Genomic DNA, 17,926 nt, shown 5'->3' with positions numbered 1-17,926 from the left:
GGAGGGGGTTTTCGCAGGAATGGAACAGTAAAAAGCAGTTTTGGATAACGCCGAGGGCTGAATTTTACAGCAGAATGCCGCCATTCGAAGCGTGTAAGCGAGGTAAAAGCGATGGCCCGTTCTGTTGTTGTAGGTGCATGTCCGCATGACTGTCCTGATACCTGCTCGATCCTGACGACCGTCGAGGACGGCAAGGCGCTTGCTGTGCGGGGCAATCCAGACCATCCCTTCACCCGCGGCCGGCTCTGCGTGAAGGTCAACAATTACCAGGATCGGGTCTATAGCGATAAGCGCCTGCTTTACCCGATGCGGCGCGTCGGCCCTAAAGGTAGCGGCCAGTTCGTTCGAATCTCTTGGGATGACGCGCTCGAAGAGATCGCCATCCGCTGGAAGGATATCATCGCGTCCCACGGCGCTCAGGCGATATTGCCCTACAGCTATCTTGGCACGCAGGGTATTCTCAATGGCCTCAATGTCGGCGATCCTCTGTTCAACAAGCTGGGCGCCTCGGTGAGCGAGCGCACCTTCTGTGATTCAGGCTCATGCACGGCCTATATGATGACGATTGGGCATACACCGGGTGTCGATCCCGAGAGCTTCGTTCATTCCAAATATATCATTCTCTGGGCCTGCAACACGCTCAGTACCAATTCGCATCATTGGCCCTTCATTGAGGAAGCCCGAAAGAGCGGTGCTAAACTTGTGGTGATCGATCCGGTGCGTACCCGCACTGCGCGGCTTGCCGACTGGCACATTCCGATCCGGCCTGGCACGGATGGGGCACTGGCCATGGCCATGATGCACGTCATCATCACGGAAAATCTGGTGGATCGGGACTATGTCGACAAGCACACGCTGGGATATGACGAACTGGTTGAGCGGGTGGCGGAATACACACCGGAATTCGCCTCTTTGGAAACCGGCATTCCCGTTGATGACATCCTGAAACTGGCTCGTGAATACGCGACCACGCCTGCGGCGGTCGTGCGGATCGGGGTGGCGGTGGAACGTCATGCTGGCGGTGGCCAGACGGTTCGTGCCATTGCCTGCCTGCCAGCGTTGATCGGTGCATGGAAACATGTCGGCGGAGGGCTTCTGCAATTGCCGATCTGGGCCTTCCCGGTAAACTGGGGCGGGCTGATGCGTCCCGATCTCCAGCCTGAGAAGATGCGGGTGATCAATTCCTGGCGCCTTGGCCAGGCGCTGACGGGCGCTCTTGAACTGGACCCTCCGATCCGTGCCTTGTTCGTATACAATGCCAATCCCATGGCCATGGTCACCGAGCAGGAAAAGCTGGAACAGGGGCTGGGGCGGGAAGATCTATTCACCGTCGTCAGCGAGCATTTCATCACCGACACCGCCAGATATGCTGATATCCTTTTGCCAGCGACCACGCAGCTGGAACAGAAGGACATCATGTTCTCCTGGGGCCATCTCTATCTGTCCTACAACAATCCAGCGATCGAACCGCTCGGCGAGGCGGTTTCAAACACGGAATTGTTCCGGCGCCTTGCCGGCGCACTGGGCATCGACGATCCCTTCTTCTTCCGCTCGGACGACGAGATGATCGAAGCATCGATGGATTGGGCAAGCCCCGTTCTTGAAGGGATCACGCTCGATCAATTGAAACAGTCGGGATATATGCGATTGAACATGCCGGCTGCCGACCGATGGGCGCCGCATCGTGACGGAAATTTTCCGACACCTACGGGCAAATGCGAATTCAAATCAACCCTCGCCGAAAGCGGCAATTTCGTCGCCCCGCTGTTCAGGCAGGGTTACGGTGGCGACCAATCGGGCGAAGCGGTCGATCCGCTCCCGCATTACATCCGTCCCAACGAGAGCCCCGCAACCCATCCGGTTCTGGCGCAGCAGTATCCGCTCAGCCTGATTTCTCCGAAAAGCCACGCCTTTCTCAACTCGAATTACGGGAATCTGCCAGCGCAGATTGCGCAGGCCGGCGAGGAACAGGCGGTGCTGCTGCACCCTGACGACGCCAGCGAACGCGGTATCATCGCCGGAGCGCCGATCCGCGTGTTCAATGATCGCGGAATGTTCGAGGCATTCGCGACATTGTCGCCCGATGTCATGCGTGGCGTTGTGGTTGCTCCGTCCGGCTACTGGCAGCGCTCCAACCGAAAGGGCGCGACCGTGCATGCCGTGACGCCGCCCGCCTATGCCGATCTCGGCCGGGCGCCGACATTTTCCGATGCGCTGGTCCAGGTTGCAATGGCCTGACTCCCTCAAGATTTTCCGGGCGGATGATGGCGTGTTCACCAAATCGTCTGCCACATATGATGAAAGCTGACCATGACCTATGTTGTAACCGACCAATGCTCCGGATGCCGCTATACGGAATGCGTGACTGTATGTCCCGTCGAGTGTTTTCATATCGATGAGGAAATGACCTATATCGATCCCGATAACTGCATCGATTGCGGTGGTTGTGCGCCTGTTTGCCCCGTCGGCGCCATTCATGCGTCCTATCTCCTGCCAGCCGACAAGCAAGAGTGGATTGAAATCAATCGTCGCCGCGCTGCAGAAACGCCGGTGGTCGCCAGTCGGCTACCGCCCTTGCCAGGGGCTGAGGAGCGACGGCAGGCTCTGACATCATGACCATCCCAATTGCCGCCGCCGCGAAGGCTGCTTCGCCTTTCCGCATCGCCATTGTCGGTGCAGGCCCGAGCGGCTTCTACGCCGCCGAAGCTCTGTTGAGAGCACCGATCAACATTCAAGTCGACATGTTCGAGCGGCTGCCGGTGCCCTATGGCCTGGTGCGGTTCGGCGTGGCGCCGGATCATCCGAAATTAAAACAGGTGACCGCCGTATTCGATCGTATTGCCAGCATGCCCGGCTTCCGCTTTGTCGGCGGGATCGACGTGGGGATCGACGTGACGATAGACACGCTGTTTGATTGCTATCATGCCGTCATTCTTGCGACGGGTGCTGCGTTAGGTCGAAAGATGGGTATTCCTGGCGAGAGCCTGCCGGGAAGCCACCAGGCTAGCGATTTCGTCGGCTGGTATAACGGTCACCCTGACTATCGCGATTGCTGCTTCGACCTCTCCGGTGAGCGTGCGGTGATTGTCGGACATGGAAATGTCGCTCTCGATATTGCCCGCATCCTGCTGAAGACGACCGACGAATTACGTCATAGCGACATCGCGGCCCATGCGCTGGAGGCCTTAGCCGAAAGCAAGATCCGCGAGGTGCAGGTCGTCGGGCGTCGTGGCCTGCTCGAAACGCGCTTTTCGGCCAAGGAATTGCAGGAGTTCAGCATGCTCTCGGACTGCGACCCCGTCCTTGATCCGGACGATCCGGTGCCGGATGTCGCCGCTTTGCCTGATGGCACTGACGCCGAGAAAAGGGCAGCTGTCAGCATGCTGGCATCGTTCTCGACGCAGATCTCGGATCGGAAGCGGCGTTGCGTGTTCCGGTTCCATCTGCAGCCGCACGCTATCGAGGGAAGAGATCGGGTTGAGCGGATGGTATTCAGCCGAGGCTCCAGCCTATCCGGCGATAAGTCTATGCCGGTTTCCATCGACTGCGGTCTCGTATTTTCCAGCATCGGCAGACGGTCTGCGCCCGTTCCGGGCGTTGCCTATGACGAGGCGAGGGGCGTTCATGCCAATGTAGCAGGACGAGGCCCTCATCAAGCGACCTATGTTTGTGGGTGGAGCAAGCGCGGCCCACAAGGCACGATTGGTACCAACAGGGCATGCGCAGTCGAAACCGTGCAGCATGTTCTTGCCGATCTTTCCAGCAATGGTCATCGCGTGCTCGCGGATGCCGATGCCTTGATCGCAAGGCTGGCCGGTAAGCATGGTGTCCACATCGATTTCGCGTCGTGGCAGGCTATCGATGCTGCGGAATTGGAGCAAGGCCGCCTTGCTGGAAAGCCCCGAGAAAAATTTTTGTCTGTCGACCAGATGATTTCTGTCGTCACAAAGAGACGCACAGCATGCTAACCCCGGGGACTGCCTTGCCTTCTTCGTGTGGTCTGATCGACCGGTTCGGTCGCCGCGTGACTTATCTACGTCTTTCAGTGACCGATCGTTGCGATCTACGCTGCATGTATTGCATGCCGGAAAACATGACATTCATGCCGAAGCGTGATGTGCTGTCGATTGATGAGCTGGAACGTCTTGCGGTTGCCTTCATCCGATCCGGCGTCACGCGGATCCGCCTCACGGGTGGTGAACCTCTCGTTCGCAAGGGTATCATCGACTTAATCCGCTCGCTAGGACGCAATTTGCAAGGCGGTCCGCTACAAGAGCTGACATTGACAACCAACGGCACTCAGCTTGCCCGTTATGCTGAAGACTTGGCGCAGGCGGGTATTCGACGCCTCAATGTTTCGCTTGATACACTCGCGCCAGAGCGGTTTCGCACTTTGACGCGGGGTGGCTCGCTTACCACGGTGCTTGAGGGCATCGACGCGGCCCGTGCAGCGGGGCTTGCGGTCAAGATCAATTCGGTAGCACTCCGGGACAGCACCGAACAGGAAATTCATGATCTTATCGCGTTTGCTCATGGCCCCGGCATGATGCTTTCTCTGATCGAGACCATGCCGCTTGGAGATATCGGTGTCGATCGCATCGATCAGTATCTTCCACTCAACGAATTGCGCAAGACGATTGAAACCCGCTGGTCACTGACAGATATTCCCCTGCGGACGGGAGGCCCGGCGCGCTATGCCCGCATTGCCGAAACCGGCGGAACAATCGGCTTCATCACGCCGCTGACACATAATTTCTGCGAAGGCTGCAACCGTGTTCGCGTAACTGCTGCCGGTGTGCTTCACACTTGCCTGGGGCAGGAAGACGCCGTTGATCTCAAAGCGGTGATGCGCCGGTCGCCACATGATCAGGATCTGTTTGCCGCGATCAACCAGGCAATCCTGGACAAATCGCGTGGGCACGACTTTGCGATCGACCGAACCAACGCCCCGACAACGATCAGCCGGCATATGTCAGCCACCGGTGGCTGATGCATGTCTGCTGTATCAAATGCCTCTCCTGAAGGGAAAGAGGATACGCCTGGCCCTAAGAAAGCTGGTGCTGTTGATTTTCACTCTGAAATGAGCCGTATTTCCATTCGGTCCCGATCCGGTCTACGTTTAGTCGTGATTTGAAACGTTTGATCAATTCAAGGCGCGTCCTTCACCCGGCAGCGAGAGCGGGGTCTTCATCGGCGCCGATCGTGGCCCCATCCGACCTTCATTTCATCTCAATACATCAGAGATCTACGGGACAGGTCATTGGGGTAAATCTCCGGTGCTGATTTACAGTGTATGCAGGAGCCAACGGGAGGAGGCGTTCGATCACAGCGACAGCTTTCGAGCAGCCCGCTGCGCTGCGGCCTTTGCGTCATCCATGGCGGGCTTGCGGATTTTCAGGAAGGCATTGGCGATGTCAGGACCGGCCTTGTCGGGACTGCCAGCGTCAAAAGGCGGCTTGGGATCATATTCAATGATGAGCTGGATGCGCTTTGCAAGGTCTTCCCCGCGCAATCTGGCAACCACGGAGAGGCCAAAATCGATCCCTGCGGTGGTCCCGCCGCCTGTGATGAGATTGCCGTCCTCTACCACGCGCTCATTGACGGAAATTGCACCGAATGTTGGCAGGAGGTCGCGGACGTTCCAGAGCGTTGTTGCTCTCTTGCCCTTGAGTAAACCTGCCGCGCCGAGGACCAGTGATCCCGTGCAGACGGCGGTCACATATTTTGCGCCAGCTGCCATTTCCCTGACAAAGTCAAGCGTCTCCGCGTCTTCCATCAGTTCAGTCGAGCCGACAAGTCCACCAGGAATGAAGAAGACATCGACGTTTCGAGGGCACTTCTTGAACGTGGTCGTGGCTGTGACGGGAATACCGACATCCGTCGATACCGGCGTCTGGTCTTTCCAGACCAGGTGAATCTTTCCCCTGGTGATGTTGAAAACGGTCATCGGACCGAGCAGATCCAGCAGGATCATCTTAGGGTGGACCAGCATGGCAAAAACCGGTCCATCCGGTGAGGGGGGTGGCGTTTGAGCCGATGCGATGCCGTTGTTCAGCAGCAGGCCTGCGCCTGCTGCTGTGAAAAGCACATTGAAGTCCCGACGGTTCATGATCGTTGTCCTGGTGAAGGGAGAATGAGGCTGTCGCTCAGCTGCTGTCCGACGGTCTTTGCGCCAGGACCGTTCGAAAGTAGCTCCCGGATTTTCGTGATGGCCTGTTGCTTGTCGAGACCGTAGGGAATCATGTCCTTCAACCGACCGTCTGCGCCGACGAGAAGCAAGGACACCGTGTGGCTCATGTGGTAATCGCCATCTTCACTCGGCAGCTTGCTCGCATGGATCATCCAGCCATCGACGACCTTCTTCATTTCCTCCGGTTTCCCGGTGATACCGGTAATGCGGTCGGTAAAGGCCGTGACATAGCCGTGCATGACCTCCGGCGTGTCGCGCTCCGGGTCGATCGAGAAGAAATAGGCCTTCAGGTCTTTGCCCTCAGATCCCAGCGTCTTCAGCCAATCGGCCACTTCATAGAGCGTTGTCGGGCAGACTTCCGGGCAATGGGTATAGCCAAAATAAACCAGTGCTGGCGAACCATGAAAAATTGACGGGCCGACCGGATTGCCCCGGTCGTCGGTGAGCTCGAACTGTGTGCGAAACGGACCCGGCCGTGGGCTGTCATAAGCAACCCAGATCATGACGCCGATCAAGGATGTCACGAACAGCCCGGCTACGGCGAGTGCCAGAATTATCAGTGGGCTGCGCGTCATTTTCCATGATCCTTATGAGCGTCGTGCCCGCCGTGATCCTCGGCGCCCTCGACCATGACCGTGCCTTCAAAGCTTGCAAACAGCACCAGTGTCTTTGCGTCGACATGGGCTTCAGCGTCCGCCAGCTTGGCGGAGAGGGCGCTTGCGTCATTTTCTGAGAGGCCAATTGCCTTCAGGGTATCGGCTTGCTTCAAGCCATCGCCGCTGCACAGTTGAATGCTCCACACATCGCCCTTGTTCTTCAGCAGCGCACGGCCACCACGACCCTCTTGGGTCCAGCCGGCGATGGCCCAGTCCCCCTGCACAACGACAGGGGCGACGGAGAGAGGCTTGTCGGCCGTCTCGAACGCAGCTTTCAACTTGGCCGGGATGGCTTCTTGAGGATCGGCAGATTGCGGCGGCATCTGCATTGCGGCGTGGTCGCCGTGCTTTGCATGGCCGTCGTGCTTCATTTCAGGCGCACCACCAGCCGGTGAACCAACGGAGAATTCGACCTCGACCGATCCCGCCTTTTCGAAAGTGAGGGTTGCCTTGACGGTTTCACCCTCCTTGAACGGCTGTTGCACGTTCATGAACATCACGTGGTAGCTGCCGGGCTTCAGCTCTATGGTTTGGCCTTTGGGAATGACAATGCCGCCCTGAAGCTCGCGCATGATCATGACGCCAGCATCGATTTTCATCTCGTGGAGCTGGATCGATCCGGCCCGGTCCGAGGTTGCGCTCACCAGCCTGTCGTCTGTGCCGCCTTCATTGGTCAGCTTCAGATATCCGCCGCCGACCTTGGCACCCGGCAGCATGGCACGGGCGTAGGGATGACCAATGTCGATGTCGCCGACCTTGAACTCGTGGGCCAGGGCGGGTGAGACAAATACGAGCGTCGCAATCACAATGGTCGCAAATCTGCTGGTTCGGGATTTCATGGTGTTTCCTCCATAGGACTTGTTTCAATTGAAGTGGGTGAAAGGGGTAGAATGACCGGGATTCCTGACTGGCTCGGGATAAACTCAGCTTCGATCCCATAGACGGATCGCAGGATGTCCGGCGTAATCACCTTGTCGAAAGCCCCGTGTCCTATGAGCCTGCCGCCGTTCAGAAGCATGACCGTGTCGCTATGGCGGGCTGCCAGGTTGAGATCATGGACGGCGATCAAGACCAGCGCGCCAGTCCGCTCGACGTAATCCCTCAGTCGTTTGAGAACATGCATCTGGTGCCGGACGTCCAGAGCGCTGGTCGCCTCATCGAGCAGCAACAGTTGCGGTTCGCGCAGCAGGCGTTGTGCAAGCAGCACCAATTGTTGTTGACCGCCGGAAAGGGTCAGCATGCTGCGGGTTGCGAGATCGCTGATCCCGAAGAAGGCCAATATCCGAGACGCCGCCGCAAGCATGTCACTGGCAATCTGCCAGCCAAGCTGCTCATGACGGCCGAGCAGGATGACTTCGAGCACGGACAAGTCAGCCCTCACCTGGCATTGCTGCGGCATGAAACCGATATCGCGGGCGCCGACCGGCTTGCCGTTCCACAGAACCTTGCCTTTCGCGGGCACCTGCCCGGCGATCGCGTTCAGCAGGGTGGACTTGCCGGCACCATTCGGGCCGATCAGGCCAACGATCTGCCCAGCAGCAATAGAGGTCGATACACCTGAAACAATCGTGGTGCGCCCATGTTGGACGCTTACGTCTCTCAAGACCAGCCGCGCCGTCATGTCAGGCCTCGCTGACCGCGTTTGGCGATGACGACAAACAGCATCGGTACGCCTGCGATGGCCGTGATGATGCCGACCGGAATGACGGCAGCCGGAGAGATGAATTTTCCGAACACGCACGCGCCGATCAAAATGATGGCTCCCGTTAGGGCTGCCAGCGGCAGGGAGAACCGATGGTCCTCTCCGACGAGTGCGCGGGCAACATGCGGTGCGATGAGCCCAACAAAGCCGATGGTTCCGACGAAGGAGACGGCTCCGGCTGTCAACAATGCCACGATCAGGAAGGTATTCCGACGGATTTTCTCAACCGATAGCCCGAGGCTTCGGGCATTGGCATCTCCGAGACGCAACGTGGTCAAGGCCCAGGTGCTACGGGTAATGAAGGGAAGGCAGGCGCATGCAATCGCAGCACTCACTGTGACGCTCGTCCAGCTTGACTTCAAGAGGCTGCCGAATAGCCAGAAGACAATCTGCTGCAAGACTTCCGGTGACGCCAGAAACTGAAGCAGGGACTGGAGCGATTGGAAGAAGAACAACACCGCAATGCCTCCAAGCACGAGGATTTCCGGTGTCGCGCCACGAAGCCGCGCGATCAGATAGACCAGAGCACAGGCCACCAGGGTCATCACAAAGGCGCAGGCGGGGATGACGATGAAACCGGGCAGCGGGATGAGCGAGCCGAACATGATCGCTAATGCCGCGCCAAAGCCTGCCGCTGCCGAAAAGCCGAGTGTGAAGGGGCTGGCCAGCGGATTGCCAAGGATCGTCTGCATTTGCAGGCCGGCAAGGCCGAGGCAGGCGCCGACCAGGACGCCCATGACAGTTTGCGGCATGCGCAATTGCCACAGGATCGTTGCAACCATGCGGTCGTCACCGGCAGGCCCGGCGAGAAGCCCATGCCATACTTCGGCAAGCGGCATGCCGGATGGACCGGTGGTGAGATCGAGCACCATCAGCAAAACAAGGCAAATGAGGGCGCCGATCATGACTAAAGTCCGACGAGCGGATGCGCGGCGATAGCCGTCGCGCATCCCATCAATCTCTGCGGAAAAGGTCGTCATTGTCCGTTCGCTTCATAAGGGAGAACAAACACACCGTCGGCCTTGATCGGCAGCCAATTATTATAATAATCAGCAATGTTCTTTGCCGGATCGACGTTCTTGAAGGCATCCGGATAGAGCTGTTTGGCGATATATTGCGCATACACATAGTCGGACAGCGTGCGTGCGCCGCCATGGTAGATCGCATGCGCGCCGCCCTCTTTTACGGCTGGCAGATCCGACCACCCCGGACGTCCGAGATAGGCCTTCATGCGTTGGCGGGTAACCGCCGGATCAGCCCCAAAGCCGACCTGCACCGATTGCGGCTTGTTCAGCCACTCCGACCCGCCCAGAAAAATCAGGTCCGGCTTTTGTGCCAGGACATATTCCGGGCTTAGCGGCCCCCAATTGCCGATCTGTCCCTTGGCAATGTTATGGCCACCAAGCCTGTCGACCAGCGCGCCCCACATCGTATCGCCGTAGGAGTTCCCGACTTCATCCGGCCCTTTCTGAGCCAGTTCGACATAGACCTTTTTCTCCGTCGGGCCGGCTTTCTGGATGCGGGCCTGAACGTCTGCCATCGCATCCTTGTAGTTTTTGGCGAGCTTTTCGGCGCGGTCTTGCGTCCCCATCAGCTTGCCGAGTGCCAAGGTGGATGCGACATGTTTCTCGACCGTCTGGGCATTGTAGTCGAGCGTCACGATCGGAATGCCGGCGGCCTCTAACTGCTTGGTGCCTTCCCCGAGCGCGTCATAGGACCAGGCCGCCAGAATGAGCAGGTCGGGTTTGGCCGCAATCACCTTCTCAATCGAAAATGTATTGTCCTCGGTACTACCGATGTCGGGAATGGAGGCGAGCTTTGGCAGCGCTTTTTCATAGGCCGCGAACTGGTTTGGCCGCCAATCCTTCCAGGGGGAGAGGGAGAGAGCCACGACTTTGTCGAGCGCGCCGGGTCCGGCGATGGCAAGATAATCCTCATAATAGAAGCTGAGGACAACACGCTCCGGCACCTTGGGTACCGTGACGGTGCGTCCCTTGACATCGGTAACGGTGATGTCGGCGAAGGCACTGGCTGTCATGGCCATCAGGCCGACAAAGGCTGAGAAGACTAGTTTTTTCATTATGTTTCCTTGCGTTAAATCTTGACGGGTGGGCGATCCTGCGCCAACCACAATGGTGAAAGGCTGGCGGTTCAGCGCGAGCTTAAGCGGCTTGACGCGCCTGATGATGAGATGGTCGAATGCGATCACCATCACCATCACCAGCACGGCGCCGGTCAGCGAAAAAAGAAGCAAGACGACGAGCATGATAACCGTCCCCCAGTGCTATGACGGTTGAAGAGAGACATCGCCCTTTGCGGATTTCTGCCCGGCAAGCGAAGGCTGGCCTGAGGCGAGGCATCGCAAGGCGTTCTCGTCGGCTATGGTGATGATTTCGGGATGGTTGAAGGTGAGTATACCGCTGCGCTTGAAGCTGTTGAGGCAACGACTGACGGTCTCAAGTGTCAGTCCTAACCAATCGGCAAGATCGGCTCTGGTCAGGAAAAGCCTGAATGTCGTTTTCCGCAGCTGCGAAGCCTTCGACGTCAGGGTAAACCTCTCAGCGAGATCGAGGAGGGCAAACGCAACTTTTTCCTGGGCCGTTTTTCGGCCGAGCAAGGTCACTAATGCTTGCGACCGGCGCAGCATATGTTTGAGCGCACTGCCGAGAGCGTGATCGGTGAGCTGCGCAACCGGTTGAATCTGCGTAAACGCCAAGGTTTCGGCACAGCAATTGACAGAGCTGCCAATCGATAGTCCGAGAAAGGAGCCCGGCCCAAGGATGTCAAGTATTTGTCTGCGACCGTCGTACAGAGATTGATAGAGTGCGATGCACCCGTCCTGGAGTAGAAATTCGCTCGATCTTGGGAAATCATGCAGGAAAACTCTGGTGCGCGGCGCAACGAGCTTGCACATCTGAGATTTACTGCCGATTTCGGCGGATATCACAAAATCGATTGGGAATACGGGCGATACTTCACCCAATGCTGTCCTGTTGAACATGACGTGTGTCCGGCGCTGCACCGGTCGTCACGTCCCAGAGTTTGGAACGCTCAACCGGCGCTGACTGAAGGGCTGCTGTGAAATGCAGCAGTGGTTTCAGGCAATGGTGCCGGTCGGGGGGCCACGTGGGCTTGCGTTGGGAGGAAACAGCTGACGGTAAAAGGCTTCACGACGGATCGGAATATGAATTTCTGTTGCAACGACGATGGCTTGGCCAATTGAATCGGCAGGGGTCGGCAAGACAATGGAGGCCGTTATCCGGCAGGCTTCGCAACCGGTGCCGAGATCATGGCTATGATGTTTACCGTTGTCGTCCTGGGTTGGCAGGCAGAGGACCGGGAGGGTCCCGTCTGGCAGAGTGTATGATGCAACTTCAGAAAGCGGAATTACCGATTCGATGACGGGTGTCTTATGGGAAAATCCGACGCACAACAGGGCAATGGCGCATATGATGCGCACCAGTTTAGCCATGTCTGACGCGGTTGCGGCCATCCAGATTGATCCCCTTCAGTTTACGATTAGGCGTTCTTCCAAACGTCCGCAATGCGGCATTTTGTGCCGTCGTCAGGATTTCTTCAGGTTGTTCGATTGTTATTTTTTTGATGGAAAATGCTTACTCGCTTTGTCTGCGCAGTTCGGAACGTTTTGACAAGCGGATGTCCGCGTCAATTATGCAGTTGGCGCGGATAGGCGGGCAGAATGGCTGATTTCAGCAGCAAGGAGGCGGGGTGGCTGACATGGCCCAGCGCCCCGGTTGCGGTTTCCTCGACAATGCGGCCCGCATCCATGATCAGCACCCGTGATGCAAACCGCTCGACCAAGCGCAGATCATGGGTGACAAACAGATAGGCAATCCCGGTTTTGTGCTGCAAGTCTTTCAAAAGAGACAGGGCCGAGGTCTGGAGATGAAGATCGAGGTTGGACACGGCCTCATCCAGAATGATCAGTTTGGGAGAGCAGGCGAGGGCGCGGGCAATGCAGACGCGTTGCAGCTGGCCGCCGCTGACCTGCCCCGGCAATTTCGAGGCGATGGCAAGGGGAAGCTCCACCATGTCCAGCACCTCGCGCAGGCGGTGCTCGCGGTCTGCCTCATTGAGGTTGGTGAGATGGCGCAGCGGCTCATCAATAATGGCGCGAATGTCAAAACGGGGGTTAACGGCGCTGGGGGAATCTTGAAACACCATTTGAACACTGCGTCGAAAGGCGGCTTTGTCTGCTTTTGCGAGCTTGCCAAGGGCTGTGCCGTTGAAACAGACCTCTCCCTTGTCTGGCTGTTCCAGCCCCGCCAATAATCTGGCCAGCGTGCTCTTGCCACAGCCGCTGCGGCCGAGAAGGGCGACGGTTTCGCTGTTGGCAATGGAAAGCGAGACACCCTCCACAACCGTTCGGGCCGGACTTGCGCCAAGCAGCGAGTAGTGCTGATAATGTTTGCTCAGATGTTTTGCTTGCAGCAGTATCATTGCGCCAGCTCCAGACCGTAGAGGGAGAGGTGCGCCTGCACCAACATGCGTGTTACCGGATGTTGGGGCGCATGGAAAATGTCCATGACGCTGCCCGTCTCAACCAGTTTGCCTTGATCAATCACCGCCACATCATCCGCCAAGCGCGCCACCACGCCCATATCATGGGTGACGAGCAAAACGCCCAAGCCCTGTTGTCTGGCCACGCGCTCGATCAGATCCAGAACCTGCATTTGCACAATCAGATCAAGGTCCGTGGTTGGCTCATCGGCAAACAGAAAGGGCGCGCCGGACATGAGAGCAAGGGCAATCATCATCCGTTGCAACATGCCGCCGCTCATCTCAAAAGCATGCATCTCCAGAATGCGCTGCGGCTCTTCAAGCCCGACGTCGTGCATAATGGCCAAAGCCTGTTGCAGGTCATTGTCTGGCGGTAACCGGCCCGTGGCCTTCAATGTTTCAACCACATGATGGCGCATGGTTCGCACCGGATTGAAGGCGCTGCGCGGATTTTGCATGATGGTGGCCACCGTCTTGCCACGCAAGTCCGCAGGCAAGGCGGGCTTACCATCCAGCGCCAGAGTGCCATTGGTAACCGTGACACCCGCAGGTGCCACGCCAAGGCTTGCTGAACAGGTCAGGGATTTTCCCGAACCACTGGCACCAACCAGCGCAAGAATGCGGCCACGTTTGAGCTCAAGCGAGAGATGATCGACAAGAGCAGGATGACCATCGGCGTGTGATGGGTAAACCGTGAGATTGTGGATGGAGAGGGTCTGAATCATTGGTGACCATGCTCCACACGCAAATGGGGATCGAGCCTGTAGCGCAGGGCATCGCCCAGAATGTTGAAGGCCATGACGCTGATAAACAGGGTTAATCCCGGCCACAGGATCAGCGACGGCGCTGTCCAGACATATTGGCGGGCATCGTTGATCATCACGCCCCATTCCGCCGTGGGCGCGGTGACGCCCAATCCCAGAAAAGACAGGCCAGAGACATGCAGCATGATATGGCCAATATCCAACGTGGCCAGCACCACCAGCTGAGACAGGGTTGCGGGAAGCAGGTGATCTATAAAGGTTCTGATCGGTCCTGCGCCGCTCATGCGCGCCGCCAGCAGAAACTCCCGATGGCGCAGGGACAACACAATTCCGCGCACAATCCGGGCATACCAGGCCCAGTGGGAGAGAGCGATGGCGAGGATGACATTGGTAAGGCCCGTGCCCAGCATTCCAACCATAAACAGCGCCAGCACCAGCGTTGGAAAGGTCAAAAACACATCGGCAATGCGCATGATCAGCTGATCGGTGCGCCCGCCGATAACGCCTGCGGTTCCGCCAAGGACAATGCCGGTGACCATGATCAGGCCCAGCGCAATGGCAACAGAGCCCAGCGACACGCGGGCACCGGCAACCAGTCGCGAGAAAATATCGCGGCCCAAGTGATCAGTTCCAAGCCAGTGGCTCAGGTCTGGCGGTTGAAGCCGCTGCGATAATTCGACAAAATTCGGATCATGCGGCGAAATCCATGGCCCCGCAATCGTGGCCACTACCAGCAGCAGAACGATGACACCACAGGCTTTGACACCCAGCGATGAGGAGCGCCAAAAGCCAGCCGGGCGCGTGGGTGAGTGCAATGCTGACGTCTGGCTCATTCGACATGCCCCGCTGACAGCCTGATCCGTGGGTCTGCCCATGCATAGGCAATATCGACAAGGAGATTACAGGTCACGAAAATGCCCACCATCAACAAGGTAAAACACTGAATGACGGGATAGTCCCGGTTCAGGATGGCAGAAACGGCATAGCGGCCAACACCGGGCCAGCCGAAAATACTTTCAATCACCAGCGTGCCGCCAAGCAATTCGCCGACATGCATGCCCGTGGCGGTGATGATTGGCAAAAGCGCGTTTCTGAGGATATGGCCCCGCTCAACTCGCTGTCTGGAAAGGCCACGCAGCCGGGCATAGAGCACATGGCGCTGCCCCGCAGCCTCCAGCATGCTGGCGCGCAACAGCCGCGCATTGATGGACAGGGACATGAAGGCGATGGCAATGGCCGGCATGATCATATGGGCAAAGCCGCCGCGGCCCATGGCGGGAAGCCAGCCGAGCTGCACGGAAAACACCAGCACCAGCAGAAAGCCCAGCCAGAAATTGGGCATGGACACACCCAGGAATGACACCAGCCGCACGATATGATCGGGCAGCTTGTTCCGGTGGCGCGATGCCCAGACACCCATCGGGATGGAAATGGCAAAGGTCAGGATCAGCGCCAGCCCGGCCAGTTGCAGCGTTGCCGGAAGATAGTAGAGCAAGTCTGGCAAAACCGGCCTTTGCGTGGCATAGGATACGCCAAAATCCAACCGGAAGGCATGGCCCAACCAATCGATATATTGAGTGGCAATCGGGCGGTCGAGGCCAAGCATCTGCCGGGCATCTGCCAGCGCCAAAGGCGTTGGCGGCACTTTGGACAGGCGTAAGTAATCCATGGCCGGATCGCTCGGACCAAGCCGCAGCATGAGAAATATCACCAGTGATGCGCCAAGCAGCATTGGGATCAGCAGCAAAATGCGCCGCAGGATAAACGCGCCCATGGATCAGTTCGTCTTTTGCTTGATCTGATCAAACGGAATTTCGCTCGACATCGCCCCAAACGGAATGGGGCCAAGCTCCTTTTTGGCAACGGCAATGGCGGTAACATAGGTGAGCGGCAGATAGACGGCTTCATCATGCAATCGGGTCAGAATATCCCGATACAGATCCTGCCGGATGTGTTCATCCGTGGAGATCAGCACGTCGCCGATTTCCTGATCAATCTTCGCCTTGTCCGGCAGGCCAAGCTGCGCCTGATAATCGGCATGGGAGGGAATGCGCATGGAACTGACAAAGGCGTGAGGATCATAAGGAGGCCCCCAGGTGCGGTTGAAAATCATGCCAAACCGGCCATCGCGCTGACGCGACAAAATGCTGCTTTCTTCCTCTCCGGTCAGGATAACCTGAATTCCCACCTTACCAAGATCAGCCTGCACAATCTCGGCCATGGATTTGCTGATGGCGTCTGTGCCGATAAAGCATAATTCGATGGACAGCGGCTTGCCATCCTTCTGCCGAATGCCTTTCGGATCAAGGCGTTTCCAGCCAGCGTCATCCAGCAGCTTTTCCGCAACGGATCGATCAAACTGGTAGGGTTTGAGACCAATATTGGCATAGGGAACATTGGGGGCAAAAAGAGTGTCAGCGCGTTGCTGGGTGCCATAGAGCACGGTGGCAATCATCTTGTCCTTGTCCACCGCATGGTTGATGGCCTTGCGCACAGCAAGTTCCTTTGTGGCACCAAGGTTCGTATTGATGGCCAGCACCAAGGTTTCCAAAGGCTGCGAAAGCTCTGTTGTATAAGTTCCCATTTTGCGGAAACGCTCAAACGTATCGGGAGAGATCGGCCCATCGGCCCCATAGATCAGATCAATATCGCCGGTCTCAAACGCAATGGCGCGGCTGTTGGGATCGGGAATAACCTTGACGGTCACACTGTCGAAGGCAGGTTTGCCACCCCAATAGCGGTCGTTGCGGACAAACACGTCTTTTTCGCCCAAGCGGGTTTCTTGCAAAACCCATGGGCCAGTGCCAATCGGCTGGGCAATGCCATCCTTTGTGCCGCCCTGCCTGAACTGCGAAGGGGCGATAAACCGAAAGGGCCGGGGCAGGGACAATTCCTGAAGCAAAGGATAATAGGCGTGTTTCAGTGTGATGCGCACATGCGAAGAGTCAACGACATCAGCGCTTTCGATCTCATTGGCCAATTCCAACCATGCATGACGGGAGCGATTGGCCAGCACCGCATCAATATTGGCTTTTACCGCTGCTGCATCAAAGGGTTCGCCGTTTGAAAAGCGCACACCGTCGCGCAATTGAAACGTATAGGTCCGCCCCTCGTTCGAAATCTCCCACGATTGCGCCAGCCATGGCTTGACGGTGCCATCGGCCTGATAACGCACCAGCGGTTCATACACCATGTTTTGCGCAAACATCTGATTGGGTGAATAGAGATGGGGATTGAGCGGGCCGACATTCATGGGCCATGAAAAATTCAGTGTCTCGCCCGCCTGCGCATTGGTAAGAGGGCTGCAAAAGGCAAGCGTCAGCGCCAGTGCCGCATGGCGAAAGCAAGTTTTGATCATGGAAGGTCCTGCTGAGCAATCATGAAGTAAGATGTTTTTTCTGATACATCATACTGTCATTGTCAGGTCAACCGTCTATCGGGACAAAGGCTGGAAGCGGATAAAAAAGGTGATACACCATACATCAGCATCAACGTCGGGAACAATCATGCAGCGCATTACCATCACCATTGACGACGACCTCATGACTGAGCTGGACCGAATGATCGAGGCAAAAGGCTATCAGAACCGCTCCGAAGCCTTGCGCGATCTGGCGCGGGCCGGGTTGAAACAGGCCTCAATCGAGGAGGGGCATATTGCGAATTGCGCCGGTGTTTTGAGCTATGTGTATGACCATGAAGCGAGAGATCTCGCCAGCCGCCTGACCACGACCTTTCATGATCACCATGATCTTTCTGTGGCCAGCATGCATGTGCATCTGGATCAGCACCGCTGTCTTGAGATCAGCGTTTTGCGCGGCAAAACCGAAGAGGTGCGCCACTTTGCCGATCATGTGATGGCAGAGCGCTCCGTCACCTATGGTGAGCTGAAAATTATCCCGGCATAAGCATCGAATAGGGACAAGGCCGAGCCGGTGTTGTCACATTAAGCTTTTCAGGCCGAGAAGTCCCGAAGCGATGGTCGTCCAGTTCTCCGCTCCCGCATCGTGCCTCGCAAAGAGTGCGTTCTTAATGCCCAGTGTAATCCCCGTTCAGTCTGCTCATGTCGGCGATGACGTCGAGGTCCATTAACGTA

General features: G+C 57.4%; 18 protein-coding genes. 5 read left to right on the top strand and 13 right to left on the bottom strand.

Annotated elements, in window-relative coordinates; translation table 11 throughout:
- Nucleotides 1-111 precede the first annotated feature (111 nt).
- The 4 genes from AVI_RS28230 (at nt 112) to moaA (ending at nt 4,990) form a co-directional block, all read left to right on the top strand.
- Nucleotides 112-2,238 carry a molybdopterin-containing oxidoreductase family protein gene (locus AVI_RS28230; RefSeq protein ID WP_015918667.1) on the top strand — a complete coding sequence of 709 codons (2,127 nt, stop codon included), beginning with the start codon at nt 112-114 and terminating at the stop codon, nt 2,236-2,238.
- A 72-nt stretch (nt 2,239-2,310) separates the two neighbouring features.
- The gene (locus AVI_RS28225; protein WP_015918666.1) at nt 2,311-2,616 is read left to right on the top strand and encodes a ferredoxin family protein; all 306 of its coding nucleotides are present in this window, start codon (nt 2,311-2,313) and stop codon (nt 2,614-2,616) included.
- Nucleotides 2,613-3,968: an FAD-dependent oxidoreductase gene (locus AVI_RS28220; protein WP_015918665.1), complete on the top strand. Its 1,356-nt coding sequence runs from the start codon at nt 2,613-2,615 to the stop codon at nt 3,966-3,968. The genes AVI_RS28225 and AVI_RS28220 overlap by 4 nt, the downstream gene beginning before the upstream one ends.
- Nucleotides 3,962-4,990 carry a GTP 3',8-cyclase MoaA gene (gene moaA, locus AVI_RS28215; protein ID WP_015918664.1) on the top strand — a complete coding sequence of 343 codons (1,029 nt, stop codon included), beginning with the start codon at nt 3,962-3,964 and terminating at the stop codon, nt 4,988-4,990. Before AVI_RS28220 ends, moaA begins: the two co-directional genes overlap by 7 nt.
- Before the next feature lie 333 nt (nt 4,991-5,323).
- Here the strand turns inward: moaA and AVI_RS28210 are convergent, their stop codons facing one another.
- From AVI_RS28210 to nikA, 13 genes are all read right to left on the bottom strand, one after another.
- Nucleotides 5,324-6,109: a DJ-1/PfpI family protein gene (locus AVI_RS28210; protein WP_015918663.1), complete on the bottom strand. Its 786-nt coding sequence runs from the start codon at nt 6,107-6,109 to the stop codon at nt 5,324-5,326.
- Nucleotides 6,106-6,765 (bottom strand): SCO family protein, encoded by a 660-nt coding sequence (locus AVI_RS28205; protein ID WP_015918662.1) that lies wholly within the window; start codon nt 6,763-6,765, stop codon nt 6,106-6,108. The genes AVI_RS28210 and AVI_RS28205 overlap by 4 nt, the downstream gene beginning before the upstream one ends.
- A complete protein-coding gene (locus tag AVI_RS28200) occupies nt 6,762-7,685 on the bottom strand; it encodes a copper uptake system-associated protein (RefSeq protein WP_015918661.1) in 924 nt (307 codons plus the stop codon). The genes AVI_RS28205 and AVI_RS28200 overlap by 4 nt, the downstream gene beginning before the upstream one ends.
- Nucleotides 7,682-8,467, bottom strand: a complete 786-nt coding sequence (locus tag AVI_RS28195) for an ABC transporter ATP-binding protein (protein ID WP_015918660.1) — start codon at nt 8,465-8,467, stop codon at nt 7,682-7,684. The genes AVI_RS28200 and AVI_RS28195 overlap by 4 nt, the downstream gene beginning before the upstream one ends.
- Nucleotides 8,464-9,528 (bottom strand): FecCD family ABC transporter permease, encoded by a 1,065-nt coding sequence (locus AVI_RS28190; RefSeq protein ID WP_015918659.1) that lies wholly within the window; start codon nt 9,526-9,528, stop codon nt 8,464-8,466. The genes AVI_RS28195 and AVI_RS28190 overlap by 4 nt, the downstream gene beginning before the upstream one ends.
- The gene (locus AVI_RS28185; RefSeq protein WP_015918658.1) at nt 9,525-10,814 is read right to left on the bottom strand and encodes an ABC transporter substrate-binding protein; all 1,290 of its coding nucleotides are present in this window, start codon (nt 10,812-10,814) and stop codon (nt 9,525-9,527) included. The genes AVI_RS28190 and AVI_RS28185 overlap by 4 nt, the downstream gene beginning before the upstream one ends.
- An 18-nt stretch (nt 10,815-10,832) precedes the next feature.
- Entirely contained in the window at nt 10,833-11,549 is a 717-nt protein-coding gene (locus AVI_RS28180) for a Crp/Fnr family transcriptional regulator (RefSeq protein WP_041699890.1), read from the bottom strand.
- A gap of 96 nt (nt 11,550-11,645) precedes the next feature.
- Entirely contained in the window at nt 11,646-12,041 is a 396-nt protein-coding gene (locus AVI_RS28175; RefSeq protein ID WP_015918656.1) for a hypothetical protein, read from the bottom strand.
- 173 nt (nt 12,042-12,214) lie between these two features.
- Nucleotides 12,215-13,009, bottom strand: a complete 795-nt coding sequence (nikE, locus tag AVI_RS28170) for a nickel import ATP-binding protein NikE (RefSeq protein ID WP_015918655.1) — start codon at nt 13,007-13,009, stop codon at nt 12,215-12,217.
- Nucleotides 13,006-13,794, bottom strand: a complete 789-nt coding sequence (locus tag AVI_RS28165; RefSeq protein ID WP_015918654.1) for a nickel import ATP-binding protein NikD — start codon at nt 13,792-13,794, stop codon at nt 13,006-13,008. The genes nikE and AVI_RS28165 overlap by 4 nt, the downstream gene beginning before the upstream one ends.
- The gene (gene nikC, locus AVI_RS28160) at nt 13,791-14,666 is read right to left on the bottom strand and encodes a nickel ABC transporter permease subunit NikC (protein ID WP_015918653.1); all 876 of its coding nucleotides are present in this window, start codon (nt 14,664-14,666) and stop codon (nt 13,791-13,793) included. The genes AVI_RS28165 and nikC overlap by 4 nt, the downstream gene beginning before the upstream one ends.
- Nucleotides 14,663-15,607 carry a nickel ABC transporter permease subunit NikB gene (gene nikB / locus AVI_RS28155; RefSeq protein ID WP_015918652.1) on the bottom strand — a complete coding sequence of 315 codons (945 nt, stop codon included), beginning with the start codon at nt 15,605-15,607 and terminating at the stop codon, nt 14,663-14,665. The genes nikC and nikB overlap by 4 nt, the downstream gene beginning before the upstream one ends.
- A 3-nt stretch (nt 15,608-15,610) precedes the next feature.
- Nucleotides 15,611-17,191 carry a nickel ABC transporter substrate-binding protein gene (nikA, locus tag AVI_RS28150; RefSeq protein WP_015918651.1) on the bottom strand — a complete coding sequence of 527 codons (1,581 nt, stop codon included), beginning with the start codon at nt 17,189-17,191 and terminating at the stop codon, nt 15,611-15,613.
- Between the two features lie 148 nt (nt 17,192-17,339).
- Between nikA and nikR the strand changes: the two genes are divergently transcribed.
- Complete coding sequence (gene nikR, locus AVI_RS28145; protein ID WP_015918650.1) at nt 17,340-17,738, top strand: nickel-responsive transcriptional regulator NikR; 399 nt, start codon at nt 17,340-17,342, stop codon at nt 17,736-17,738.
- Nucleotides 17,739-17,926 lie beyond the last annotated feature (188 nt).

The sequence above is a fragment of the Allorhizobium ampelinum S4 genome, from assembly GCF_000016285.1.
Classification (GTDB): Bacteria; Pseudomonadota; Alphaproteobacteria; order Rhizobiales; family Rhizobiaceae; genus Allorhizobium; species Allorhizobium ampelinum.
The sequence above is the reverse complement of the archived record's forward strand: the minus strand, read 5'-3'. Positions and strand labels throughout refer to the sequence as shown.